This window comes from Paenibacillus ehimensis NBRC 15659 (assembly GCF_004000785.1).
Lineage (GTDB): Bacteria > Bacillota > Bacilli > Paenibacillales > NBRC-103111 > Paenibacillus_G > Paenibacillus_G ehimensis.
The window spans coordinates 25288-48480 of record NZ_BILX01000040.1 but is presented as its reverse complement, the minus strand read 5'-3'; the positions used below and the strand labels follow the sequence as shown (position 1 = coordinate 48480).

The window sequence follows — 23193 nt, the reverse complement described above, 5'->3', positions numbered from 1 at the left end:
CTCCTTTGCAAAAGTAAAATGGGATAATGGCCGAATTACACAAGCGCTTTCCGCTGGCCGAAATCGACGTCTTTATAATACGTATCGACGACCAGAAGATTCGGTCCGCAGCAGTTTGCAGCCGGACAATGGCAGCTCACGGTCTTGCTCAGGCGATGATCTTTCCAGCGCGCGAATACTTGATCGAGCCGGTCCGCATGAATGTTCCCGAGCGCCGGCACGTCCGCAAAGTCGGTGACGAAAACGTCGCCCGTGAACAGGTTCACGTTGAGGCGGTTGCGGCCGTCGGGATCGTTGCGCACGGTCACGTTCGGCTCGCGGCGAAGGCGGGTAACCAGCTCCCTGTCCTCCTCCAGCGGGCTGCAAGCATAGAAAGGCAGCGTGCCGAACAGCATCCACAAATCGCGATCGCGGTCGTCGAGCAGCCGATGAATCGCAGCCCGCGTCTGATCCAGCGTCAACACCGGTAAATTGGAAGCGAAAGCGCTTGGATACATCGGATGCACCTCATGGCGGCGGCATCCCATCTCCCGAATCAACTGATGGATACCGCTCAGCTTCCCGTGGGTCCGGTAATTGATCATCGATTCCGCCGAAACGAACATCCCGCCGCTCGCGAGCGCTTTCGCATTCTCAACCATCCGTTCATATAATTTAGCCGCCGTCGTGGCGGATACTCTTCGGTCTGTCCGTACGAACCCGACTTCGTAGAAATCGTCGGCGTTCAAATAGTTGAACGAAATATGCATGACGTCGAGATAAGGCGCCATCGCTTCGTACCGCGAAAGGTCCAGCGTCACGTTGGAATTTATCTGCGAACGAACTCCGCGCTCCCTGGCGTAGCGAAGCAGGGGGACAATATATTCGCGCACCGTCTGCTCGTGATAGCTCGGCTCCCCGCCGGTGATGCTGATCGTCTCCAAGTCCTCGACTTCGTCCAGCCGTTTCAAAATGACATTCAGCGGGATGCGCGGTCCTTCCGATACCAAGAGCGATTCGCCGACGGCGCAATGCTCGCAGCGCATGTTGCATAAATTCGTCACCGTCAGCTCGACGCTCGTCAATCGGTGTTCGCTATGCGATTGCAGCGAGCGCAGCGGGTCCCACGGATCGTATTCGGGCGTTATCTGGGGCAATACAGGCAAGTCGTTGACGATTAAGCGATCGGACATGTTGTTTTTTCACACCTGACTTCTTTAAAAAGTAAAATCTAACAATAATATATTACCCATTGTATCGTAATACGATTGAAAAGAAAACCGACGTCCTATCGCGCCGCACCTTACTCCAGCTGTTCGGAAAGGTCGATGCCGCGCGGCTTTCCCCATTTTCTTGCCCAATTTCCCATTTCCACAAGTATGGTTTGAAAGTCTTTGCCTTTCTCCGTTAAGGAATATTCGACGGTTACCGGTACCGTAGGAAACACTTGACGACGAATAATCTCATGCTCCTCCAGATGACGCAAAATATCGGTCAGCGATTTGGTGCTGATATGGTCCAGATTCCGGCGCAATTGATTGAACCGCTGCGGACCTTTAAACAGTTGACGGAGGACCAGGAACGACCATTTTCCTCCGAAAATGTGCAGCACCTCCTCTACGGAAGCCATGCATTCCTCTTCGTTTGAAATTGGGTCCATTCGATCACCTCCTTACGAAAGAGAAGTTAGTTTATATTTTAACATTATACTAGAAAAACAGCTATGCTTCAAAACTCCAAATGCTTACAATGAAACAAGCCCCCCAAACCGCCGCCAATGCCAAAAAAGACAGCTTCCGGGAAGCTGCCTCTGCACGACTCTAAGCTATATAGGTTTATGATTGACGCCGGTAATCATGACCGACAGCATTTTGGACAAATCGATTTCGGGCATATCCTTCAGCTCCTGTCCCTCCGCATCCAGCAGCAGACGCACGACCGGACGCTGCGGCACGTTCGCATTCAAATCGACGACCACTCCCGTTTCACCCGTATTCAGAGTAACGGTGATGCCGATCGGATAGATCGCGATTTTATCGCGGAACAGCTCGATCTGCCTGGTTTCGTACAAGGTGCCCGATCCGGCAAACAAAATTTCCATCGCTTGATGCGGAAGCATGGCGCTGCGGTACACGCGGTGGGTCGTCATGGCGTCGTAAGAATCGACCAGGCCGATCCACCGCGCATATTCGTGTATTTCCGAGCCCCTGAGTCCGCGGGGGTACCCGCTGCCATCCAGCCTTTCGTGATGCTGAAAGGCACAGTGCGCGGCAAGCAGCGGAATGTTGGGCTCGTCCTTCAGAAATTGAAAGCCAAATATGGTATGTTGCTTAATCCGTTCATATTCGCTGTCCGACAGCTTTCCTTTTTTGCGCAGCAGCTCCAGCGGGATTTGGGTTTTGCCCACATCGTGAAGCAGCGCCCCAAGGCCGAGCGTCATCAGTTCTTCCCGGTCGTAGCCATGCGCCATGCCGAGCATCGTTGCATAAATGCACACATTGAGCGAATGGTGGAACAAATATTCGTCCATTAGGCTAATATTGGTCAGCATGATCATGGCATCCTTGTGCTGGCTCAGGTCGTCCAAAATCATGCTCATCATCCCGCGAAACGCCTTGCCGACCTGCAGCTGCCCCACCAATTTGCGCTTGACCTGATCCTCCATCATTTTGCGGAAGGAGGTTCGGATCTCGGTAATGGCATGGGTCCGGGTCTCCTCGCTAAGGACATCATGGATAATCAAATCCCGGGTCCGGGGATCGTCGATATAGACAAAATCCACACCATGCTCGCCCAGGCGGGTAATAAGCGCCTGCGTCAATTCCACCCGCTCGCCAAGCAGCGTCAACCCGTCCGAGTTGTATATTTTTTTCCCAAGGCGCATGCCGGGTCTGACCATGCTTAGCGGAAGCAAACGCATCAACGAACCACGTCTTCTTTCTAAAGAAAAATTTAGAAAATATCGATATGATTAAGCGTATCGAATTCGAAACAAAAGAGCAATATGTTTTTTCACGTTTTGACTAAATTTATATGAACTTCGGACGAGAAAAGCCGGAAACAAGAGGAAGCCCCCCATTTCCGGCGAACAAGCTACCGCAGCACGAAGAGCCAGAACAAAGCGGCTGCGACAAAGCGGTAATACGCAAAGTACGACATGCTGAATTTTTGTACGAATTTGATGAACGTCACGACCGCGAGCAGCGCTACGACGAACGAAACGATAAAGCCGATGGCAAAAAATCCGAGATCTCCGGAAGAGAACGCATCGAGGTTTTTTATCAGCTCGTATCCGGTAGCCACGACCATGACAGGGATGGCGATAATAAACGTAAAGTCGGCGGCGGCCCCGCGGCTCGCGCCGGCCAGCATCCCCCCGGCAATTGTCGATCCCGAGCGGGAGAAGCCCGGCCAGATTGAAATAATCTGCCAGAGCCCGATGAAGAACGCCTGCTTGTACGTCAGCTCGTCGACATCGTGCGCCGTGACCTTCGGCTGGAATTTTTCCCCGATGATGAGCAGCACACCGCCAAGGATCAGGCCTATAAGCACGGTGGCCGGCGAGAAGAGGTAGGCTTTGATAAAATCTTTCGTCAAATACGCGATCGCCAGCGTCGGTACGATCGCCAGCATAATGTGCAGCAAGTTCATTCCTTTGCCCGCTTTGGGCTTTTCCTTGCTGAGGCCGAACAGCCGCAAAATCCGCTTCCAGTAGACGACGACCCCGGCCAGGATGGCGCCGAGCTGGATGACGATCTCGAACGTTTTGATCAATTCATCCGTATCGGGGATCCCCAGCAGCGTGCTTGTCAAAATCATGTGGCCCGTCGACGAAACGGGCAAAAACTCCGTCAAGCCCTCCACGATGCCGATAATAACCGCTACCCACCAATCGTGCATGCGCTCCTCCTACTCTCTCCCTCGAATTGATCCGGTTCGTATCATGAATCGTTTTTTATATTCTAGCTTGTTTGCTGCGGTTTGTACACAACGAAGCGCATCCTTAAGTATTGTGCGGCGATTCTCCGACCGTTCGCCACCGTCGGGAGAAGCTGTGATGAAGCGACGCTTCGTCGCGAAGCTCCCGTAGCAAGACGTCGCGCAAAAATTCCGGCAGGAAGAACTGAGGCTCCGTCCCTTCTCCGAGGCTGGTGAAGCCGATCCGAAACGTAAACATGTCGATGGTCCCGACCAAATACTCCCGCTCCGCCTCCAGCGGCTTCCCGCCGACGTCCACGGCGCGAATCTTCGCATAATCCGCCCCTTCCGGGTCGTATTGTACGGTGAGTCCGTCGACGCACAGCGTTCCGAGCACTTTGCCGCGAAAGCCGTAACCGTACAGCGGTTTGTCCATGAACTCGGGAAGCAGCGATTCCTCCAGCGCGCGAAGCAGCTGCGTCCCGGTCAGCCTCATCCGGCACGGGTTGATCGGCGACGGGCACAATTGAAGCAGCATACCGGCCGATACCGGGCCTTGCGGCAGCCCGCCGAGCAGCTGTCCGGCATTGACCAGACCGATCTCGGCTCCCATCCACCGGCGCAATCCCCCGGCCAGCAAATTCCCGAGCGGCGACTCGCCATACCAGTCGAACGGCAGCTCGACTGGCAGGCGGGCGACCTCGCGGTCCAATTCGGATGCGGCACGAGAGCCATATTCCCTGATCAGGCTGCGGATCTCCTCATCCTCCGGCTCGATTGCCACCGCTTGCACGGAAGCCTCCGCATGCGCCACCCTCTGTTCGGCGGGGTCCCATTCCAGATCGACGACTCCGACGTATTGTCCGAATTTGCCCGTGGCGCAGACGAGCGTCCCTCCGACGCGCAGCGGTTCTTCGAGCAAGTGATGCGTATGCCCGCCCAAAATCAGATCGATGCCCGGCACTTCGGCCGCCATGCGCTCGTCGTTGCGCAGCCCGAGATGGGACATGACGATGAGCACGTCCACCTGGGGACGAAGCTGGCGGACAAGGGGCGGAACGACGTCGAACGGCTCCCGCACGTCCCACCCGAGCAGGTTGTAAAACTCGGGAAAGCAGGCGGTGACTCCGATCAGCCCAATACGTAAGCCCGCTTTCCGGACGATATGATACGGCACCGCCCACGGCGGCAGCTCTCCCGTAGCCGATGCAGGCAGGTTGCAGATGACGGTGGTGAAGCTCGCCTGTCGGCCATACAGCTCCGAAAGAACGTCCTGCGTGTAGGACAATCCCTCGTTGTTGCCGAGCGTGACGGCTTCATATCCGGATGCATTCAGGACCGCGATGTTCGTCCGGCCGTCCGTTCCTTCGGTTTCCGGGCGCATCCGGTCGATATGATCCCCGATATCGAGCGTAAGCGTCCGCTCTTCTCCGGCTTCCGCGCGAAGCCTCCGCAGGACGGAGGCGATGCGGGGCATTTGTTCAAAGTGGCTGTGAATATCGTTCGTATGAAGGACGCGCAGCCTCATTCGTTCGTTCACAAAGGCACCTTCCTTCAAGTAGCGAGTAGATGAATGGAGCCGCGTGCACTCAAGAACGGGGCTTAAGCAGCTGCTCCGGCGATATCGTATTTTTGAATCCGTACGTCGACGATTTTACCGCTGCCTCCTCATCGTAGAGAATCCGCATTCGCACGACGCTCTTCACATTAAGGCATTCGCTGCTTCCGCCCGGAACGTACAAACGGATCGGATACCCTTTGGTCAAAGGGCTGCCGTCCTCCTGCTCGAAAAGAACCAAGGCTTCCTTCAATTCGCCCCAAGGAATGCCCGCTTGAAATTCGTCCGCCCCTTCGACCTCCAGACGGGTCGGTGGCCTTCCCGGCTCCGCCTGCTGCGCTTGAAGCCAAGCCTCGTACCATGCCGGCCAATCAAACGCGTTTCCCGTGACGCCGCTTACCCGCTCCTGCACCGGAAACCTCCGCGGAGCGATGGCCGCCAGCTCGCTTACGGTATACCTGACGCGGCCGACGTGCTCATCTACGATTTCTATAGTCATGCTACGCCTCCATCTCCCTTGAAACATCACCAACCATTATATCATTTTTCGCTAAAAATATGGTATGCTGAAACTGAAAAGAACAGCCCGCAAAGTCGGCGAATCACGACCTTGGCAGCGGTCCGAGCGACAATCTGCCGCACAGAGGGCCCGTTCGCCGGACTTCGAAAGGCCGCATGAACAAAGGAGTAGAGCAACCATGAAGCTGAAGCTGCTGCTTTTCGCCGGATTGGCCGAGCATTTCGGCTCTCCGGTACTGGAGCTGGACATAGAACAGGACGGGCTGACGCCGCAGGAGCTCAAAGCGCTGCTGGCGGCCCGCTACCCCGCGGCATCCGACGTGCTTAAGCAAGCGTTCGTCGCGGTAAATCAACAATATGCGGACGACGCGGTCCGCATCACCGGGCAGGACGAAGTCGCGCTCATCCCGCCTGTTTCCGGCGGCGAGCCGGAGCCCTACGCCATCACGCGCGATCCGATCCTTACCGATGAGGTGACGGCCAAAGTGCTGCACCCCGACCATGGCGCGACGCTGGCTTTTGTCGGCACCACCCGGGAGTTTACCCATGGCAAAAGGACCACAATGCTGGAATACGAAGCCTACGAGCCGATGGCGCTGAAAACGATGCGTCAAATCGGCGACGAGCTGTCCTCGCGCTGGCCCGGTACGCGGCTCGCGATTACGCACCGGCTCGGCACGGTGCCGGTAGGCGAGACAAGCGTCGTCATTGCGGTATCCTCGCCGCACCGCGACGCCGCCTATGAGGCGAGCCGGTATGCCATCGAGCGGCTGAAGCAAATCGTGCCGATCTGGAAGAAGGAAATTTGGGAGGACGGCTCGGAGTGGAAAGGCCATCAGCAAGGCCCCTGGAATCCGGCAGCCGGTCTTCCGCGGGAAGGAGAACCGAAGAATGAACGTGACTGACAGCATGACGGAGCAGGAAAACGTACAAGTCGCGGACCGGGAACGGTATTCGCGGCAGATGTTGTTCTCCCCCATCGGCGAAGCCGGACAAGCCAAGCTGCTGCAGGCCCGCGTCGCCATCGTAGGCATGGGCGCGCTCGGAACGGTGCTTGCCAATCATATGGTGCGCGCCGGTATCGGCTTCGTTCGCCTGATCGACCGCGACTTCGTCGAGCGGAGCAATCTGCAGCGGCAGATGCTTTACGACGAAGCGGATGCGGCCGGCTCCGCGCCCAAAGCGGAAGCGGCCGCGGCCCGGCTTGGCGCGGCGAATTCCGGCGTTGTCATCGAGCCGGTCGTGGCCGACTTGAACTTCGCCAATGCCGAGCAACTGCTGGCCGACGTCCAGCTTATCCTCGACGGCACGGATAATTTTACGGTGCGCTTTTTAATTAACGACGTCAGCGTCAAGCACGGCATTCCGTGGATTTACGGCGGCGCCGTAAGCTCCCGCGGCGTCTCGCACACCGTCATTCCCGGCGAAACGCCTTGTCTGCGATGCTTGTTCGACCAACCGCCGGCGCGGGGCACGACGGAGACATGCGATACGGCAGGCGTGATCGGATCGATCATTCATACGGTCGCCTCCCACCAAGCGGCCGAGGCGCTCAAGCTGCTTGTGGGGGCCCGTCAGCACCTGAACCGCAAAATGGTCCATTGGGACCTCTGGTACAACCAATACGCCGCGATCGACGTGTCGAAAGCGCGCAAAGCGGATTGTCCTTGCTGCGCGGCACGGCAATTCGAATATTTGGATGCTTCGCTGGAGGAAGATACGATCCAGACGCTGTGCGGCCGGAATTCTGTCCAAATCCAGCCCGTTGCACCTGCCGCGCTCTCTTTGGAGGAATGGGCAGAACGGCTTAAGCCGCTTGGACGAGTCGAGAAAAATCCGTTTCTCCTGAAGCTTCATTTGGACGAAGCGTTGACCTTGGTGCTTTTCCCGGACGGACGGATGATCGTACAGGGCACCGAGGACCCTACCCTGGCCAAAAGCTTGTACAGCCGCTATATCGGAATGTAATTCGTTACAAATTACATTAATTATTAATTAATTTTTACCTTTTATTCGACAAAATTCGAGTGTCTCGGGTTCATTTTCCTGTTATCATGAGACGAAAGGGACAACTTTTTATTCCGGTAAAGATCCCGTGACCCCAGGACAGAGGTGAACCCGTTGTGCTCATATCGATCCATCAAGTCAAGGTAGGCGATCGGCTCGGCTCGGATACGTTTAACGGGTACGGACTGCTGGTCCTATCCGCACATACCGAACTGTCTGTCGATGACATTGAGAAGCTGAAGCTGCACCATATCGATGAAGTGGACATCGCTTTTCGTACGGATGATCCCGGGCCCGACACAGCAAGAGACGAATCTCCTTCCGCGCAGACGGAACACACTGCCTCAGCTGCCGCCGTAGCAGCCTATCATGAAGCAGTAGACGGCGTGAAAAGCATATTTGAGCAAGCGATTCAACAAGGCATCGTGCAGAAGGATCAAATTGATATCGGTTTCAATCCGCTTGTCCAGCAAGTTCATCAGGAGAAGGACGTCGTTTCGCTCCTGCTCGTGTTAAACAGCACGGACGATTATACATATCAACACAGCGTGCAAGTAGGCATGATCTCCTACTATATCGCCAAGTGGCTCGGGCAATCGGAGCCGGAAGCTGTACTCGCCGGCAAAGCGGGTTATTTGCACGATATTGGCAAAGGCCTCATCGATCCGGCCATTCTTCAGAAGCCCGGAAAATTGACGGCGGAAGAATATGAACGCGTGAAAAAGCATTCGATCTACGGATACGAGCTGCTGCAGCGCTCGGGTCTGCCCGCAGAAATATGCTTGACTGCTTTACAGCACCATGAACGGCTCGACGGGTCCGGTTACCCGTATGGTCTGCGCGGAGATGAAATTCATCCGCTGGCCAAGATCGTCGCTGTTGCGGACATTTACAGCGCGATGATTTCCAGCCGGGTATACCAGAAAAAACGCGATCTGCTGTTCGTCCTGCGCGAGCTTCACCGGTGCAGCTTCGGACAAATTGATCCTCATATTACGCAATTGTTTATCCAGCATATGGTCCCGAATTTTATCGGCAAAAAAATTCAGCTTGCTTCCGGTGAAATGGGCACGATCGTACTCACCCATCCGACCGATGTTTTCCGGCCGCTCGTTAATTTTGACGGCACGTTCATCGATTTGTCGGAACGGACCGATTTGGAAGTCGAACACATTTTCGCGGATTAATATGCGTTGGCCTTAAATACGAAGAACAGCCCAGACGGATTGAACCGGCCGGGCTGTTTCTTATGAAGAGGATACCCGCTTGGCAGCCAAAAACGTCTGCTTCCAATACGCATTGTTGATATGGGTAATCTGTACGCCGTCTTTCGGCTCCGGAGCAGAATGAATCATTCTCTGGTTCCCTAAATAAATGCCGACATGGCCGACCGTCTTCTGGCTTCGAAACTTACCGGGGACGTAAAAGAACAATAAATCCCCCTTCCGCAATTGCTTTCGGTCAACTGCGGTGCCTTGCTTGGCTTGGGCCCGGGCCGTCCGGTTCAGCGTGATACCGGATTTGGCAAACACATACTGCGTAAACGTGGAGCAATCGAACTTGCCCGAGGTCGAATAAGGCGCAGCGCCGAATGCATAGTTCACGCCGACGTACCGCTGCGCCCGCGTCAATAAAACGTTCATATCGACCTGCCTCAGAGCGGGAACCGCAATGTCGTCGTTCCCGGAAAAACCGTTCAGCTCTTTCATGGCCTCCACGGCACCAGAAGCCTCCAGCAGCGGGTCGGGCTCCAGTCTCATCGCCGAAGCCCCTTCCGTGCCTTGGACCGGGTCCTGCGGATCGTCGCCGAAGTCAAGCTCCGCTCCCGTACTCGCCTCCAGCGGGCCGTCGATCGCCCCGCTAACCGCCCAATCGGTCGCTTGGACGACCGCCGCCTGCTCCTTGATTTCAAATGAAAAATCTTTCTGAAATACCGGGTTTAACGCCGAAACTGGAATATGGATCTGAGCATTAAAAAGAATAGGCGCTTCCTTAAGTGCCACCGTCTCATCGTCTCTCAACGCTGACGGCTGGCCCGGCTTCAGTTCGTATGACGCATCATGCTCCCCCAACTGAAATACGCCCCTGGCTTGATCCCAATTGGACCGGAAGCCGACAATTTTGGCAAAATCCGACCCGACCACATAAGCGGTCCCCCCTATGGTCACGGTGGGAATCGTCATTTCCACCCGGCTCTGGGGCAGCATACGAATAAACCCGCCGTTCAGGCCGATCGCTGTCGTTTTTCCGTTCAATTCTTCGCTTTTTAACCGGTTTGCGGCTTGTCCGTGGTTGCTCGGAATCCCCTGTTGATTGGAAAGCCGCTGTTCCTTCGATAATTGAGGCCCGCAGCCTGCCGCCAGCAAGCATACCACCAACGAGGCCGCCACCGGACGCCGCCATGATCCGATCATCGCACCATGCTCCTCTCATTCGTGAATTCGCCGGAATTCGGTCCCTTTATAGGATGAAGCAGGAGTCAGCGGGCTATGCACCCGGTTTGCTGGAAACAAATAATCGCAATCCCCTCGCATAATTGCGGGAAGATTGCGATCCAGAGTCCAAAAAGACGCCGTGTCATAAGAACGTGAAAACCTCCAAAACCACTTTGCTCCCAAGGTGGCGATGGAGGCTTTTCATCCTTAGTCTAATGTAACGATTCCTTTGAGTTTTTCAGTAAGCTTCTTGTCGCCCGGGCCACGATTCGTTTCGTCTCCTTCGTATCCGAAGCTTCCAGCCACGCATTGCAAATCCGGCGCACCCAGTCCGGATTTGTTTTACCGGCATCGTTCAGCCAATTTCCTACCGAATCTTGCACATATTTCACCGGGTCGGACTTCACCTCCTCCAAAAGCGAAAGGGCCAGCTCGGGCTGTTTTTTCAATTCGGCAAGATGCTTCGCCCACACGCCTTGCGGGCGGAGCGATTCGACGGCAAACCTGCGAATATTCGGATCCTCATCGCGCACCCACTCGCGCAAAATATCGAGGGATTCCGATAATTGTTTGGAAATCGATTCCCGCATAGCCATCCAGGCAATCTCGCGCACGCCAAAATGGGAATCCGCAGCAAACGGACGAATGCCGGTGAATTTTTGCCTGATCGTTAACCGTTCGTCCAATCCGATCATATAACCCGCCCAACAGCGCACGCTATCCGAACGATGAGAAGCTAAAGCATGGAAGATTCGGGAGCCTTCCTTTTCCGGCATACGCTCCAACAGACTAAGCCACTTTCTCGCAATGGCCGGGAGCATACCCATGATCTTCTTTGGGTTCAGCCGTTCCAAACCGGATAAGATTACATCCGATTCTTTATGCAAATCGAGCTCGCAGATCAGATGCTGCAGCAGCTTGAGATGATCGATAGCCAGCCATTCCGTAAGATTTACGGTCTGTATTTCCCCTTTCTGCAGCAGTTGGATCACAGCTTCCGGGATATCGACGGCCTTTTGCGCTCCCTTCCGCTGTAAAATCGCGCCGGATACGGGAACTGTCTTTTCCTGTTCCATTGCTGCCCCCCGCTACGTCAAGATGGAATTAAGCATCCGTATGATTTCGGCAGGCTCCATGCGCTTTTTGTAATCCGCATCCACCTGAGCCGCACGGATGATTCGTTCTTTATCCATAATGAAAGTAGCAGACACAGGGAGCTCCCAGGAGTGGTCGCCGTTAAAGGCATCCAGGGAAATACCCAGCGACCTGTAAATGTCTTGCAAATGATCGGGCATTTTAAATTTCAAATTGTATTGTTCCGCTGTTTGATTATATGTATCGCTTAAGAGAGGAAAACTCAACCGATGCTTTTCGTTGAGAAGGTTGGACTGATCGGAAGTTTGGGGACTGACCGCTATGAGCTGAGCGCCGGCCGCTCGAATGTCGCTCCATATTCTCTCATAGGCCGCCAACTGCAAGTTGCAAAAGGGGCACCATCCGCCGCGATAAAAGGTAAGCACAACGGGACCCTTAGCCGTTTCCTCAGACAACGTGATTTTGCTCCCTGTATGAGCCGTCAAAGTAAAGTCAGGTGCTTTGGTTCCAAGCTCCAATCCCGTACCTACACCGGATTCCCGAAGCTCGCGGATCGACGTTTCGAACGCATCCAACGCTTCTTGAGGGAGTATCCGCTTCATTTGTGCCGTCGCCGCTTCCAATTCAGGCAGCAACCTTTGAATCGACGTCTTTTCCATAAGAATCAACTCTCCATTTCGTATAGTTTTTAGCCTCTATACGATACTTCTTTTTCTTAAGGGAAAGATGTAATCCAGCTTACAACTGCGGCCGGAACCTTAAATGACGTTCCTCTCCAAAAGCTTGTGCCGGTGAATGTAGATCGTTTTGAATCCGGTTTTAATCACTTGTTCTTTCACAAGGTCCTGAAGGGCTGCCGTAACGGCCTCTCGGGTTGCGCCGACAAAATTGGCAATTTCTTGATGGGAAAGAGGAATGTCGATTTTGTAAAATTCGCAATCCTCCGTACCGCCAAACTGGTCGGAAAGCTTCATAAGAACAAATAAAATTTTGTCATGCAGCTTTGCAAGGGCCAGGCTCTGAGCCAGATGGCTCATATCGATCATTCGTTCGCTCAATACTTTCATTAAACTCATCATAAACCGGGGATGATGAATTAAAAAACTTTCGAATCTTTCCTTATTCATCAAGCAAATGTGACATTCTTCCACCGCTTCTATGTACAGCTCTCTTGTGCCAAATGAAATTCCGGCCACTTCGCCGAACACGTTGCCTTCGCTGAGGATATCAAGAGTGAACTGCTTGCCTTCGGCATTAAGCTTATACAGGCGGACCTTCCCTTTCTTCACAAAGTAAAGCCCCTCGGTGAAAGTGTCCGGCGTTTGGATAAACTGATTTTTCGCAACCGTAGTTATCGAAGTTAACTGATCCATTTCAATTAAATCTTCCATCGACAGCGAATTCAGCAGATTGAATTGTGACAGGTATTGAAGTTTGTCCATGTCTCTCCCTCATTCTTATAAAAAAATACGTATCCGGGCAACTTTACACCAAAGTGTAAACGTCGCCGCAGATACGTATTTCGTATTTCATGCTTAGCCGGAAAGGAAAACTTAGCCGATCGAGCCTTCCATTTCGAATTTGATGAGACGGTTCATTTCGACCGCGTATTCCATCGGCAGTTCTTTCGTGAACGGCTCGATGAAGCCCATAACGATCATTTGCGTCGCTTCCGCTTCCGTCAATCCGCGGCTCATCAGGTAGAACAGCTGATCCTCGGATACTTTCGAGACGGTCGCTTCGTGCTCCAGCGTAATGTTGTCGTTCATGATTTCATTGTATGGAATCGTATCGGACGTCGATTCGTTATCCATGATGAGCGTATCGCACTTGATGTTCGCTTTGGAGCCTTCCGAGTTGCGTCCGAACGAAGCCAAGCCGCGGTACGTCACTTTCCCGCCGTGCTTGCTGATCGATTTGGAGACGATCGTGGAGGTCGTATCCGGTGCCAAGTGCGTCATTTTCGCACCGGCATCCTGATGCTGGCCTTTGCCCGCAACGGCGATGGAAAGCACCATGCCTTTTGCGCCGCGGCCTTTCAGCACAACCGCAGGATATTTCATCGTCAGCTTGGAGCCGATGTTGCCGTCAACCCACTCCATGGTCGCATTTTCTTCCGCAACCGCACGTTTCGTAACCAGATTATAAATGTTCGGCGCCCAGTTCTGAATCGTGGTGTAGCGGACACGGGAGTCTTTAAGGCAGATGATCTCAACAACGGCGCTGTGCAGCGAGTTCGTGCTGTAGACCGGAGCCGTACAACCTTCGACGTAATGCACGAAGCTGCCTTCGTCGGCGATGATGAGCGTGCGCTCGAACTGCCCCATGTTTTCCGAGTTGATCCGGAAGTAAGCTTGCAGCGGAATTTCCACCTTCACGCCCTTCGGCACGTAGATGAAGCTGCCGCCGGACCATACCGCGCTGTTCAGTGCGGCGAATTTATTGTCGCTCGGCGGAATGATCGTCCCGAAATACTTTTTGAAAATTTCCGGGTGTTCTTTAAGCGCCGTGTCCGTATCCATAAACAGCACGCCTTGCTCTTCCAGATCCTTCTGCATGCTGTGGTAGACGACCTCGGACTCGTACTGGGCGGATACGCCCGCCAGGAACTTCTGCTCCGCCTCCGGGATCCCGAGCTTGTCGAACGTTTCCTTGATTTCCGTCGGCACTTCTTCCCACGTTTTCCCCTGTTTTTCGGAAGGCTTCACGTAGTATTGAATATCGTCGAAATCCAGATCGTCCATGTTACCGCCCCAACGCGGCATCGGCATTTTCAAAAACTGCTCCAAAGACTTCAAGCGGAACTCCAGCATCCATTCCGGTTCGCCCTTCATTCTGGAAATCTCGGTGACGATTTCGCGGGTCAGGCCTTTTCCGCTCTGAAACACGGCTTTGTGCTCGTCGCGAAACCCATATTTATATTCTTCCAATTCCGGCATTTTCTTAGCCATGGGTGCCATACCTCCTTATTTGTTGGTGTTTACTTGGTCGATTCCTTTGCGCAGCGCGTTCCAAGCCAGTGTCGCACACTTGATCCGGGCCGGGAATTTGTTCACGCCGGATAAAGCTTCCAAATCTTCGTATTCGAATTCGACAGGTTCGCCCTTCATCAGGCCGGAAAACTTCTCGGCCATTTCCAGCGCCTCTTCCAACGTCTTGCCTTTTACGGCCTCCGTCATCATCGAAGCGGATGAAAGGCTGATCGAACAGCCTTCCCCTACGAATTTGGCCGCTTTGACCTTACCGTCCTCGACCTGCATTTGAAGCTGGATTTTATCGCCACAGGTCGGGTTGTTCAGATCGATAGTGACGGACTGATTCTCGAAAGTGCCCCGGTTGCGGGGATTTTTGTAATGATCCATAATGACTCTGCGGTATAAATCATCCAATTGCATAGCCGAAGTACTCCTTTGTTTTAATAAGGGAAGCGACCAACCGGTCTACATCGGCTTCGGTATTGTACAGATAGAAGCTCGCACGGGCAGTTGCCGTGACATTCAGCCAGCGCATCAGCGGCTGGCAGCAGTGGTGGCCGGCACGGACGGCGATCCCGTCGGCGTCGAGCACGGTGGCCACGTCATGCGGATGCACGTCGTCCAGGTTGAACGTGATCAGCCCCGCACGATTTTGCTGCGGACCGTAGACCGTTAAGCCATCGATTTGCAGCATCCGTTCCATCGCGTAAGCCGTCAGCTGCTTCTCATGCTGCTCTATGGCATCCAAGCCGATGCTTTCGAGGAAATCGATTGCCGCTCCCAGCCCGACGGCGCCGGCGATAATCGGCGTGCCGCCTTCGAATTTCCAAGGCAGGTCTTTCCATGTGGAATCGTACAATCCGACATGGTCGATCATCTCGCCGCCGAATTCGATCGGCTCCATTTCCATCAGCAGCTCTTTCCTGCCGTAAAGCGCGCCGATTCCGGTAGGAGCGCACATCTTATGACCGGATAACGCATAAAAATCGCAGCCCAGCGCCTGCACGTCCACTTTGAGGTGCGGCGTGCTTTGTGCGCCGTCCACCATCACTTTGGCGCCGTGGCGATGGGCGATTTCCGCGATTTCCTTCACCGGGTTGACAACGCCGAGCACGTTGGACACGTAAACGACGGATACCATTTTGGTGCGCTCGGTAATTGTTTTTTCCACATCCGCCAGACGGATCGTACCGTCCGGCTGGAGTGGAATATATTTCAAGACAGCGCCGGTCGCTTTCGCGACCTGCTGCCATGGAATGAGATTGCTGTGGTGCTCCATCGGCGTAATGACGATTTCGTCCCCTTCGCCGCATACGGCCCGCGCGTAGCTCGAGGCGACCAGGTTGATCGCCGTCGTCGTCCCGCGGGTAAAAATAATTTCTTCCGTGGACGATGCGTTGATAAAGCGGCGCACCTTCTCGCGCGCGCCCTCATAAGCGTCCGTCGCGCGGGAGCCGAGCGTATGGACGCCGCGGTGCACGTTCGCATTATCCAGCTCGTAATAACGTTTGACGGCTTCGATCACCGACACCGGCTTTTGCGATGTGGCTGCCGAGTCCAGGTAAACGAGCGGGTGTCCGTTCACATCCTGGTGAAGAATGGGAAATTGACTGCGTATGTCCGCCGTATTCATTGTCCCAGCTTCCTTTCCACAAGAAGCTGCAGCTGTGACGCGATCTGCTCCAGTGGAATTTGAGACACCACCGGTGCCAGGAAGCCGTAAATGATTAACCGTTCGGCTTCTTCCCGCGTAACGCCGCGCGACATCATATAGTATACCTGTTCTTGATTCACTTGACCCACGCTGGCTGCATGGCCCGCCGTAACGTCGTCCTCGTCGATCAGCAGAATCGGGTTGGCGTCGCCCCGCGCTTTCGGGCTGAGCATCAGCACTTTTTCCGTTTGCTCGCCGTTCGCTTTGGTCGCGCCTTTCTCGATTTTGGTAATCCCGTTGATGATAGCCGTCGCCCCGTCTCGCATAACAGCACGGGTAATCATCTGGCTGTCGGAGCTTTTGCCGAAGTGAACCGCCCGGGTGGACACGTTCAGCTTCTGCTCGCCGGTGCCGACGCAGATGACCTTCGCATCGGAGGTGGAGCCGTTGCCTTTCAAAATCGACGTCGTATCCGACATCGCATTGCCGAAATGCATCTCGCCGACGATCCACTCGATGCTTCCGTCGTTCTCCACGAGCGCGCGGCGGTACGTCAGGTCGGTGACCGATTCGTCCAAGTTATGCACCGAAGCGAAGGTTACCTTGGCTCCCGGCTTGACGACAACTTCCACAACGCCGTTTTGTACCAGGCCGTTCAAGCTGCCTTCGGAAACGAAGTTGTCGACGTAGGTCACCGATGCATGCTGCTCGGCAACGATCAGCACGTGCGGCGAAAAGCTCGCTTCGGCGTCGTCCGTCACGAACAGCGCTTGTACCGGCACCTCCACCTGCACGTTTTTCGGTACGTACAGGAACACGCCGCCGCTCCAAAGCGCCGCATGCAGCGCCGTCAGACGGTTCTCGTCCTTGCCTACGACAGACATAAAATATTTTTGAACCAGCTCGCCGTGGCTTTTCAGCGCTTCTTCAAGGCTCGTGAACACGACGCCCTGCTGCTTCAACGTCTCGGAGACGCTGCTGTACACAACGCCCGAGTTTTTCTGAACGATCAGATTTTCGGGATGTCCTTGTCCGTCGTTCTGGAGCAGGCTCTTCGCCGAGGCCGGCAGCTCTTCGAGCGATGCCAGCTTCGCGCCCGCTTTATAGGTTCCGAAGGAAGCGAGGTTCCAACGGTCGATTCTTGTTTTCTCCAATGTCGGCAATTCGAGCGTTCCGGCAAGCTCCAGCGCTTGCCCGCGCAGAGTCGTCATCCACTCCGGCTCTTGTCTCGCTTTGGACAGCTCTACCAAGCTTGCGCGATCGATCGGAAGAACGGTTTGTGTACTCATGGTTAATCCTCCTGTTCCCTTTCGATAGCTTAGTATTTCGGAGCCGTCGTATTCATCGGAATCTTGAATTCCTCTTCGTCCTGGCCTACCCGCTCGTCCACGATCCCAAGCTCTTCTTTGACCCAATCATACCCTTCGTTCTCCAGACGCTGAGCCAGCTCCGGTCCGCCGGATTTCACGATGCGCCCTTGCATCATCACGTGAACGTAGTCCGGCGTGATGTAGTTAAGCAGGCGTTGGTAGTGGGTGATGATCAGGAAGCCGCGGTCTTCGGAACGCATCGCGTTCACGCCCGTCGCCACGATGCGCAGCGCGTCGATATCGAGGCCCGAGTCGATCTCGTCAAGAATAACGATGCTCGGATCCAGCATCATCATTTGCAGAATTTCGTTGCGCTTCTTCTCGCCGCCGGAGAAGCCTTCGTTCAAATAGCGGTGCATGAACTCGGGATTGATCTCCAGCTCCTTCATTTTCGCTTCCATCTGGCGGATGAATTTGATCAGCGAAATTTCGCTGCCTTCCTCGCGGCGGGCATTGATCGCGCTGCGCAGGAAGTCCGCATTCGTCACGCCGGTAATTTCACTCGGGTACTGCATAGCAAGAAACAGGCCGGCACGCGCTCTTTCGTCCGTCGCCATCTCAAGCACGTCCTCGCCGTTCAGCGTCACGCTGCCTTCCGTCACTTCGTATTTCGGGTGGCCCATGAGGGTGGACGCCAGCGTACTTTTGCCCGTTCCGTTCGGTCCCATGATCGCATGCACTTCGCCGCCCTTAATCGTCAAGCTAAGGCCTTTCAAAATCTCTTTGCCCTCGACAGTCGCTTTCAAACCGTCTATAGTAAAATGCGGTACGTTTGCCATAGTTTCGTGCCTCCGAGTTTTAATTATTATTTAATGATAATCATTACAAACTGATTATCAGTGATTCTCAATAATAATATTATATCTCAATATGCAAAATCAAGAAAGTCCCGTCCGCGGATTTCCCGGAACTATTTTTGAGCAAGCGCCTCCCGAATCCGGTTGGCCTCCGTCGCAAAAGCTTCGTCCGTCAGCACCGGCCGGCGCGGAGCCCCATGCAGCGATTCGGGAAGCCCCATCCACGATTTGCACCCGTTATATTCGTTCAGCACCGGAATGCGCACAGGCTCGTCCAGTGCGTAGACTCTAAGCAGCATGACATGCAGCGGCTTCGTCCGCTTCCACTTCAGCCTCTCTTCGGCAAGCCGGTCCGTCCAGATGTGAAACGGCTTCAGCCTGTCAAGCCGTTCCTCGGTCTCGATCAGGATATCCTCGGCAAGCTCGGCGTAGCATCCGATTTCCGCTTGCCCGCCGCTCCATTCGGGGGCCCGCTCGTCCACCCGTTCCGCGAACTCCGGCTTGATCAGCTCTTTGCGCTGATGCTCGTAGGTCGGATACAAATAGAAGCTGTCAGACTGCACTTGAAAATCCCGGGTTTCCTCGCGGATGCCGCCTTTGCGCATAATCAGGATCTGCTTCCCCTGCTTCAAAGCCTCGACGGCCACGGCCCATTCCTTCAGTCCGACCGCCTGTCCTTGCGGTATCATCTTTTTGCGTTTTCCTCCCTTGTAAGTTTTGCCCATTCGTTTACGTTATTATAGATTTCCAGCCAAAACATTGCAATTCCGAAAGAGCATAAAAACGTTCGCAAAAATCGATGCTAAAAACGCTGCATCATTCAATCCGCTGCGAGGAGAGTGAGAGTAATGCGCGAAGGTCTGATTCCAACCGTTCTCGGTACGGCGGTCGCAGCATCCGGCGCGGCTATGCGAAACAAATTCCCGATGGCGGCCGCGGCGGTCGTCGGCTTCGGGCTCGCACATGTCGTGTTGGGAGCCATTGACTTGGTGGAGCATCGCAGAAGAACGCAGTAGCCCGGGCTTTTTGCTCCGCAAACAAAAAGGGAAGGCGTCCATGCCTCCCCTTTTTCCTATGCAATCGTTCGCCGATCAATTTCCGTTCTGTACAAAATAATTGGAAGCTGAGATTCGTTGGTACTGCTCGTGACTCGCTTTTAAAGGATTCGCATGCAGGGCTACGGACGGATTTGCCGGCGAGGACCACCCAAGCACGCACAGAATGGCGAAGCACGCCGCGACCAACAGCAGTTTTCCGAGAAGTTTCTCCATTATTAAAAACCTCCAGCTCCGCGTATTTACCTTTATTTTATCCCCCAGCGTTAAGGGCATATTATCGGGGTATGAACATTTTGTAAAAGACACGGCCGGACCCGGATCAATACGCGCCCGGAAAACGCATTTCCTCTATTCCAACGCAACCCAAATTGATTTATACTAGAGAGAATGGCAGTTTTCATATGGAAAAAGGAGGAATTCACCCCATGTCCGCATATCATCCGCTGACGGAATCGGAAGCCATCGCATATGCAAGAAGATTACCCGACCTGTTTCAACCCGATTCCGAGCTCACGAGCCGGGAAATCGGGGACGGCAACTTGAATCTGGTGTTCCATATTTCGGAGCCTTCCACCGGGAAAAGCATCATTCTTAAGCAAGCGCTCCCGTATGCCAAAGTCGTAGGCGAATCGTGGCCCCTGACCTTGGACCGCGCCCGGATCGAGAGCGAAGCGCTGATGATTCAGGAATCGCTGTGCCCCGACCTTGTCCCGCACGTGTACGCCTATGAGCCGGACTTGGCGCTTACGGTCATGCAGGATTTGAGCGACCATACGATCATGCGCAAAGGTTTGATCGAGCGTAACCAATACCCGCTGTTCGCCGGGCATATCGGAACGTTTTTGGCCCGTACTCTTTTTTACACGTCCGATCTCGGCATGAACCAGCAGGAGAAAAAAGAACGGGTCAAACGGTTCATCAACCCGGAGCTGTGCAAAATTACCGAGGACCTGATTTTTGACGATCCGTACACCGATTCGCCGAACAATAACGTTCCGCCGGCCATTCGCGACGCCGTTGCCGCCATCTGGCAGGATACCGGGCTTCATCTGGAAGTGGCGATTCTTCGCGAGAAGTTTCTGACCCACGCCCAAGCGCTGCTGCACGGCGATCTGCACACCGGCAGCATCTTCATCAAGCCGGATTCGACCAAGGTCATCGATCCGGAGTTCGCCTACTACGGCCCGATGGGCTTCGATATCGGCGCGGTATTTGCCAACCTGCTGCTGAACTTCGCCGCGCAGGAAGGCTGGGGCGAGGACGAGGCTTCGCGCCAGGATTTCCGCAGCTACTTGACCGGCACGGTCCGCGACGTATGGGAAACGTTCGACCGCGAGTTCCGGGAGCTGTGGAACCAGCATGGCACCGACCGGATCGCGCGGACGCCGGGCTATCAGGACTGGTACATGCAAGAGGTGCTGCGGGATACGTTCGGCTTCACCGGCAGCAAGATGGTACGCCGCGTGCACGGACTGGCGCAGGTGGCCGATATCAATCAAATTCAAGACGAAGCGGCCAAAGAGCGCGCCCAACGGCTGGCGCTCGCGATCGGTACCGCGCTCATCAAATTTAACCGGCAGGCGACCTCCATCGCGCAGATGATCGAAATCGCCGAGAAGGCCGTGAAATAGATAAAGGAGTGTGCTTGCACCGTGACTACGGAACAAACCAAACAAGCGGACTGGCTGCAATCGGTCCGTTGGAATTCGCTGGAGGACCGTTTGGATCTGCTCGACCAGCGGCTTCTGCCGGACGAAATCGTCTATTTGGAGCTGACCACCTCCGAGCAAGTATGGGATGCGATTAAGCAGCTTGCCGTCCGCGGCGCGCCGGCCATCGGCATCGCCGCGGCGTTCGGGGTTTACCTCGGCGTGCGCAGCTTCTCCGGGAGCCGCGAGGCGCTGCTGGCGGAAGTGAACCGCCAATGCGATTATCTCGCGACGTCGCGACCGACGGCGGTCAATTTGTTCTGGGCGCTGGACCGGATGCGGGCGCGGGCCGAGGGGCTGCTGGGCGCAGCCGCACCGGAGGAAACGACGGTCGAGAGCGCGCGGCAGGCGCTGCTGGACGAGGCGCGGGCCATCCAAACCGAGGACGAGGAAACGTGCCGCTTGATCGGCGAGCACGCGCTGTCTTTGTTCGAGGACGGCATGGGCGTCCTCACGCACTGCAATGCGGGCGGTCTCGCGACCGCAAGGTACGGGACGGCGCTGGCGCCGATGTACCTGGCGCTGGAAAAAGGCATCACGCTTAAGGTGTTTGCGGACGAAACCCGGCCGGTGCTGCAGGGAGCGCGCTTGACGGCTTTCGAGCTGCAGCAGGCGGGCGTCGACGTGACGCTGATCTGCGACAACATGGCCGGCGCCGTCATGGCGAAGGGCTGGGTGCAGGCAGTCATCGTCGGTACCGACCGCGTAGCCGCCAACGGCGACGTGGCCAACAAGATCGGCACCTACAGCGTCGCCGTGCTGGCCAAGGCCCACGGCATTCCGTTCTACGTCGCGTGCCCGATGTCGACGATTGACCTGAACACGCCGACCGGAGCCGACATTCCGATCGAGGAACGGCACGAGGACGAAATTACGCAAGGGTTCGGCAAACGAACCGCGCCGCAGGGCGTGAAGGTGTTCAATCCGGCGTTCGACGTGACGCCGAACGAGTACGTGACGGCCATCATTACGGAAAAGGGCATCGTCCGGGCTCCGTACGGGGACAATTTGCGGAAGCTGTTTACGAAATAGCCCCGGGCCTTTGGGAGAGACAGAAAAAGCTGCCGAGAAAGTTTCGGCAGCTTTTAGTGTTCAATCAAAAAACTCTTTCTCAACAAGCTCGGTGTCGAGATCGTCTCGGCAGTTTTTTGTGCTATTTGATTTAAAGCGACACCGCGTTACAGCATTAAGATTCGCGTTCCCGCCCTCTACCGCTCCCGATCCGTTTTACCGACCGGCCTAGCCCTTGATGCCCGTCAACGTGACGCCTTCAATAATGTACCTTTGACCGAGCATATAGACGATCAGCACGGGAATAACGGCGATGGCGGACCCGGCCATCATCAGCGTCCAATCGGTAATATACATCCCGCGGAATAAATTCAGCAGCAGCGGTACGGTAAACCGATCCGGGCTGTTCAGGAATATAAGCGGCCCGAAGAAGCTGTTCCACATTCCGAGAAAGGCGAAGATGGCCAATGCGGCAAGCGCCGGTCGGATAAGCGGAAGGATGATGCGGGAATAATTGGTCCACCGGTTCGCCCCGTCCATAATGGAGGCTTCCTCCAGCTCGTCGGGAATGCTTTTGATGAATTGTCTGAGCAGAAAGACGCCGAACGCATCCAGCAGCGAAGCCGGAACGATCAGGGCAAGATGGGTATCGAGCCACCCGAATTCTTTCATCATCAAATAAAGCGGGATGATCGTCACTTGATGCGGCACCATCATCGTCGCCAAAAACAAGATGAACAGAGGCTCGCGAAGCGGAAAACGGATTTTGGCAAAAGCATAGGCCGCCATCGAGCACGTGATCAATTTCATCGTTACGGAAACCAAGGCGATGTAAAAGCTGTTTGCATACGCCCGCCCGAAAGGCAGCGCCTCCCAGGAGCGCTTGTAGTTGCTCCACTCCCATGGATCCGGAATCCATTTGGGCGGAATGAGGAACACCTGCGAGAACGGTTTCAACGAACTGAGCACCATCCATAAAAACGGGCCGATCATGACGGCGGCTCCCGCAATCAGGAGAGCGTGAAGCAGCACCCTGCCAATCAAGCTCGTACCCGTCCTGTCCGCCTTGAGCGCAGAAACCCTCGCACTGCTTATTGCCGTTTTACCT

24 protein-coding genes are annotated in these 23193 nt (G+C 55.0%); 6 read left to right on the top strand and 18 right to left on the bottom strand.

Annotated features, from left to right (window positions below; all coding sequences use genetic code 11):
* Nucleotides 1-35: 35 nt before the first annotated feature.
* The 6 genes from yfkAB to PEH01S_RS21445 all read right to left on the bottom strand — a co-directional run bounded on the left by yfkAB (nucleotide 36) and on the right by PEH01S_RS21445 (nucleotide 5954).
* Nucleotides 36-1172, bottom strand: coding sequence for a radical SAM/CxCxxxxC motif protein YfkAB (gene yfkAB, locus PEH01S_RS21470; RefSeq protein WP_127487904.1), 1137 nt, complete (start codon nucleotides 1170-1172; stop codon nucleotides 36-38).
* 110 nt (nucleotides 1173-1282) lie between these two features.
* A complete protein-coding gene (locus PEH01S_RS21465; protein WP_025852723.1) occupies nucleotides 1283-1639 on the bottom strand; it encodes a winged helix-turn-helix transcriptional regulator in 357 nt (118 codons plus the stop codon).
* A 165-nt stretch (nucleotides 1640-1804) separates the two neighbouring features.
* Nucleotides 1805-2899, bottom strand: a complete 1095-nt coding sequence (locus tag PEH01S_RS21460) for an HD-GYP domain-containing protein (RefSeq protein WP_025852724.1) — start codon at nucleotides 2897-2899, stop codon at nucleotides 1805-1807.
* Nucleotides 2900-3072: 173 nt separating this feature from the next.
* Nucleotides 3073-3879 carry an undecaprenyl-diphosphate phosphatase gene (locus tag PEH01S_RS21455; RefSeq protein WP_025852725.1) on the bottom strand — a complete coding sequence of 269 codons (807 nt, stop codon included), beginning with the start codon at nucleotides 3877-3879 and terminating at the stop codon, nucleotides 3073-3075.
* Between the two features lie 103 nt (nucleotides 3880-3982).
* A complete protein-coding gene (locus PEH01S_RS21450) occupies nucleotides 3983-5425 on the bottom strand; it encodes a bifunctional metallophosphatase/5'-nucleotidase (protein ID WP_127487919.1) in 1443 nt (480 codons plus the stop codon).
* A gap of 61 nt (nucleotides 5426-5486) precedes the next feature.
* Complete coding sequence (locus PEH01S_RS21445; RefSeq protein ID WP_127487902.1) at nucleotides 5487-5954, bottom strand: molybdopterin-binding protein; 468 nt, start codon at nucleotides 5952-5954, stop codon at nucleotides 5487-5489.
* Nucleotides 5955-6153: 199 nt separating this feature from the next.
* Here PEH01S_RS21445 and moaD point away from each other — a divergent pair, with 199 nt between their 5' ends.
* The 3 genes from moaD (at nucleotide 6154) to PEH01S_RS21430 (ending at nucleotide 9168) form a co-directional block, all read left to right on the top strand.
* Nucleotides 6154-6879, top strand: coding sequence for a molybdopterin converting factor subunit 1 (moaD, locus tag PEH01S_RS35860; RefSeq protein ID WP_127487900.1), 726 nt, complete (start codon nucleotides 6154-6156; stop codon nucleotides 6877-6879).
* Nucleotides 6866-7942 carry a ThiF family adenylyltransferase gene (locus PEH01S_RS21435; RefSeq protein ID WP_174807154.1) on the top strand — a complete coding sequence of 359 codons (1077 nt, stop codon included), beginning with the start codon at nucleotides 6866-6868 and terminating at the stop codon, nucleotides 7940-7942. Before moaD ends, PEH01S_RS21435 begins: the two co-directional genes overlap by 14 nt.
* Before the next feature lie 155 nt (nucleotides 7943-8097).
* Nucleotides 8098-9168: an HD-GYP domain-containing protein gene (locus tag PEH01S_RS21430; protein WP_127487898.1), complete on the top strand. Its 1071-nt coding sequence runs from the start codon at nucleotides 8098-8100 to the stop codon at nucleotides 9166-9168.
* A gap of 60 nt (nucleotides 9169-9228) precedes the next feature.
* On the opposite strand, the gene PEH01S_RS21425 is transcribed toward PEH01S_RS21430, so the two are convergent.
* From PEH01S_RS21425 to PEH01S_RS21380, 10 genes are all read right to left on the bottom strand, one after another.
* Nucleotides 9229-10395 carry a C40 family peptidase gene (locus PEH01S_RS21425; protein ID WP_025852731.1) on the bottom strand — a complete coding sequence of 389 codons (1167 nt, stop codon included), beginning with the start codon at nucleotides 10393-10395 and terminating at the stop codon, nucleotides 9229-9231.
* Between the two features lie 233 nt (nucleotides 10396-10628).
* Nucleotides 10629-11492 (bottom strand): DNA alkylation repair protein, encoded by an 864-nt coding sequence (locus tag PEH01S_RS21420; protein WP_174807153.1) that lies wholly within the window; start codon nucleotides 11490-11492, stop codon nucleotides 10629-10631.
* A gap of 12 nt (nucleotides 11493-11504) precedes the next feature.
* Nucleotides 11505-12134: a peroxiredoxin-like family protein gene (locus PEH01S_RS21415; protein WP_246063022.1), complete on the bottom strand. Its 630-nt coding sequence runs from the start codon at nucleotides 12132-12134 to the stop codon at nucleotides 11505-11507.
* Nucleotides 12135-12269: 135 nt separating this feature from the next.
* On the bottom strand, nucleotides 12270-12953 hold the full coding sequence (locus tag PEH01S_RS21410) for a Crp/Fnr family transcriptional regulator (protein ID WP_127487896.1): 684 nt from the start codon (nucleotides 12951-12953) through the stop codon (nucleotides 12270-12272).
* A 111-nt stretch (nucleotides 12954-13064) separates the two neighbouring features.
* Nucleotides 13065-14462 carry a Fe-S cluster assembly protein SufB gene (gene sufB / locus PEH01S_RS21405; protein ID WP_025852736.1) on the bottom strand — a complete coding sequence of 466 codons (1398 nt, stop codon included), beginning with the start codon at nucleotides 14460-14462 and terminating at the stop codon, nucleotides 13065-13067.
* Between the two features lie 15 nt (nucleotides 14463-14477).
* The gene (gene sufU / locus PEH01S_RS21400) at nucleotides 14478-14906 is read right to left on the bottom strand and encodes a Fe-S cluster assembly sulfur transfer protein SufU (protein WP_025852737.1); all 429 of its coding nucleotides are present in this window, start codon (nucleotides 14904-14906) and stop codon (nucleotides 14478-14480) included.
* Nucleotides 14893-16119 (bottom strand): cysteine desulfurase, encoded by a 1227-nt coding sequence (locus PEH01S_RS21395; protein ID WP_025852738.1) that lies wholly within the window; start codon nucleotides 16117-16119, stop codon nucleotides 14893-14895. Before PEH01S_RS21395 ends, sufU begins: the two co-directional genes overlap by 14 nt.
* Nucleotides 16116-17429, bottom strand: coding sequence for a Fe-S cluster assembly protein SufD (gene sufD / locus PEH01S_RS21390; RefSeq protein ID WP_025852739.1), 1314 nt, complete (start codon nucleotides 17427-17429; stop codon nucleotides 16116-16118). Before sufD ends, PEH01S_RS21395 begins: the two co-directional genes overlap by 4 nt.
* Before the next feature lie 29 nt (nucleotides 17430-17458).
* On the bottom strand, nucleotides 17459-18289 hold the full coding sequence (sufC, locus tag PEH01S_RS21385; RefSeq protein ID WP_025852740.1) for a Fe-S cluster assembly ATPase SufC: 831 nt from the start codon (nucleotides 18287-18289) through the stop codon (nucleotides 17459-17461).
* 131 nt (nucleotides 18290-18420) lie between these two features.
* Nucleotides 18421-18996, bottom strand: a complete 576-nt coding sequence (locus PEH01S_RS21380) for a DUF1802 family protein (protein WP_127487894.1) — start codon at nucleotides 18994-18996, stop codon at nucleotides 18421-18423.
* Between the two features lie 159 nt (nucleotides 18997-19155).
* Here PEH01S_RS21380 and PEH01S_RS21375 point away from each other — a divergent pair, with 159 nt between their 5' ends.
* Nucleotides 19156-19323 (top strand): hypothetical protein, encoded by a 168-nt coding sequence (locus PEH01S_RS21375; protein WP_025852742.1) that lies wholly within the window; start codon nucleotides 19156-19158, stop codon nucleotides 19321-19323.
* A gap of 75 nt (nucleotides 19324-19398) precedes the next feature.
* Here PEH01S_RS21375 and PEH01S_RS21370 read toward each other — a convergent pair whose 3' ends face one another.
* Complete coding sequence (locus tag PEH01S_RS21370) at nucleotides 19399-19578, bottom strand: hypothetical protein (RefSeq protein ID WP_127487892.1); 180 nt, start codon at nucleotides 19576-19578, stop codon at nucleotides 19399-19401.
* A gap of 212 nt (nucleotides 19579-19790) precedes the next feature.
* On the opposite strand from PEH01S_RS21370, the gene mtnK reads away from it, so the two are divergent.
* The gene (gene mtnK, locus PEH01S_RS21365; protein WP_025852744.1) at nucleotides 19791-20996 is read left to right on the top strand and encodes an S-methyl-5-thioribose kinase; all 1206 of its coding nucleotides are present in this window, start codon (nucleotides 19791-19793) and stop codon (nucleotides 20994-20996) included.
* Between the two features lie 21 nt (nucleotides 20997-21017).
* The gene (gene mtnA / locus PEH01S_RS21360) at nucleotides 21018-22106 is read left to right on the top strand and encodes an S-methyl-5-thioribose-1-phosphate isomerase (RefSeq protein WP_127487890.1); all 1089 of its coding nucleotides are present in this window, start codon (nucleotides 21018-21020) and stop codon (nucleotides 22104-22106) included.
* Nucleotides 22107-22313: 207 nt separating this feature from the next.
* On the opposite strand, the gene PEH01S_RS21355 is transcribed toward mtnA, so the two are convergent.
* On the bottom strand, nucleotides 22314-23129 hold the full coding sequence (locus PEH01S_RS21355; RefSeq protein WP_246063024.1) for a carbohydrate ABC transporter permease: 816 nt from the start codon (nucleotides 23127-23129) through the stop codon (nucleotides 22314-22316).
* Nucleotides 23130-23193: the final 64 nt, after the last annotated feature.

Coding starts and splice junctions, on each gene's coding strand:
- PEH01S_RS21460 (WP_025852724.1), bottom strand. CDS start 2,899: ATGCGTTTGCTTCCGCTAAGCATGGTCAGACCCGGCATGCGCCTTGGG.
- moaD (WP_127487900.1), top strand. CDS start 6,154: ATGAAGCTGAAGCTGCTGCTTTTCGCCGGATTGGCCGAGCATTTCGGC.
- PEH01S_RS21450 (WP_127487919.1), bottom strand. CDS start 5,425: ATGAGGCTGCGCGTCCTTCATACGAACGATATTCACAGCCACTTTGAA.
- PEH01S_RS21410 (WP_127487896.1), bottom strand. CDS start 12,953: ATGGACAAACTTCAATACCTGTCACAATTCAATCTGCTGAATTCGCTG.
- PEH01S_RS21375 (WP_025852742.1), top strand. CDS start 19,156: ATGCGCGAAGGTCTGATTCCAACCGTTCTCGGTACGGCGGTCGCAGCA.
- sufC (WP_025852740.1), bottom strand. CDS start 18,289: ATGGCAAACGTACCGCATTTTACTATAGACGGTTTGAAAGCGACTGTC.
- PEH01S_RS21420 (WP_174807153.1), bottom strand. CDS start 11,492: ATGGAACAGGAAAAGACAGTTCCCGTATCCGGCGCGATTTTACAGCGG.
- sufD (WP_025852739.1), bottom strand. CDS start 17,429: ATGAGTACACAAACCGTTCTTCCGATCGATCGCGCAAGCTTGGTAGAG.
- PEH01S_RS21465 (WP_025852723.1), bottom strand. CDS start 1,639: ATGGACCCAATTTCAAACGAAGAGGAATGCATGGCTTCCGTAGAGGAG.
- PEH01S_RS21445 (WP_127487902.1), bottom strand. CDS start 5,954: ATGACTATAGAAATCGTAGATGAGCACGTCGGCCGCGTCAGGTATACC.
- PEH01S_RS21370 (WP_127487892.1), bottom strand. CDS start 19,578: ATGGAGAAACTTCTCGGAAAACTGCTGTTGGTCGCGGCGTGCTTCGCC.
- yfkAB (WP_127487904.1), bottom strand. CDS start 1,172: ATGTCCGATCGCTTAATCGTCAACGACTTGCCTGTATTGCCCCAGATA.
- PEH01S_RS21435 (WP_174807154.1), top strand. CDS start 6,866: ATGAACGTGACTGACAGCATGACGGAGCAGGAAAACGTACAAGTCGCG.
- sufU (WP_025852737.1), bottom strand. CDS start 14,906: ATGCAATTGGATGATTTATACCGCAGAGTCATTATGGATCATTACAAA.
- PEH01S_RS21455 (WP_025852725.1), bottom strand. CDS start 3,879: ATGCACGATTGGTGGGTAGCGGTTATTATCGGCATCGTGGAGGGCTTG.
- PEH01S_RS21425 (WP_025852731.1), bottom strand. CDS start 10,395: ATGATCGGATCATGGCGGCGTCCGGTGGCGGCCTCGTTGGTGGTATGC.
- mtnK (WP_025852744.1), top strand. CDS start 19,791: ATGTCCGCATATCATCCGCTGACGGAATCGGAAGCCATCGCATATGCA.
- PEH01S_RS21380 (WP_127487894.1), bottom strand. CDS start 18,996: ATGATACCGCAAGGACAGGCGGTCGGACTGAAGGAATGGGCCGTGGCC.
- sufB (WP_025852736.1), bottom strand. CDS start 14,462: ATGGCTAAGAAAATGCCGGAATTGGAAGAATATAAATATGGGTTTCGC.
- PEH01S_RS21395 (WP_025852738.1), bottom strand. CDS start 16,119: ATGAATACGGCGGACATACGCAGTCAATTTCCCATTCTTCACCAGGAT.